Origin of the sequence: Mesorhizobium sp. M7A.F.Ca.CA.004.04.2.1, from assembly GCF_004022825.1 — a bacterium.
Lineage (GTDB): Bacteria > Pseudomonadota > Alphaproteobacteria > Rhizobiales > Rhizobiaceae > Mesorhizobium.
In genome coordinates, this window is record NZ_RZPH01001705.1 from 1 (window position 1) to 564 (window position 564).

Consider the following 564-nt stretch of genomic DNA (forward strand, 5'->3'; position numbering starts at 1 on the left):
GGCATGTCGTGGTCGGCGGCGGCGCCATCATCGTCCCCAAATACGAAGGCAGCAATGAGTTCAAGATCATGCCGGTGCCTTTCGTCACGGCGACATTCCTCGACACGGTGACGATCGACCCGACAGGTGCCAACATCGCCGTCTATGAACAAGGACCGTTCGCGTTCAGCGCTCGGCTTGGCTACGAGATGGGCCGCAAGGAAGACGACTCCGACCATCTGCGCGGCTTGGGGGACGTCGACATGGGCGCGACGGTCGGCGTGAAGGCAGCGGCGAAGTTCGGTCCGGCCGAAATATTCGCGCAACTCGACAAGACCATCGGCGGCAGCGATGGCCTTGAGGGCAGGGTGGGGATCGAGGTGACCCGGCCTCTGTCTCAATCGTTGATGATCGGCGCCAGCGCGTCCGCCGTCTTCGCCGACGAAAATTACATGCAGGCCTATTTTGGTGTCACGCCCGAACAATCGGCTCGCTCGGGGCTGGCGCGCTATGATGCCGGTGCCGGTTTGAAGCGCGCCGATTTTTCGATTTCCGCCACATATATGCTCGACGAGAGCTGGATGG

General features: G+C 61.7%; 1 protein-coding gene. It reads left to right on the forward strand.

All coding sequences use genetic code 11. The annotated features are described in order from the left end of the window. Nucleotides 1–564 (forward strand): MipA/OmpV family protein (locus EN893_RS37100; protein WP_164901552.1); only part of this gene is annotated, 564 nt, incomplete at both ends.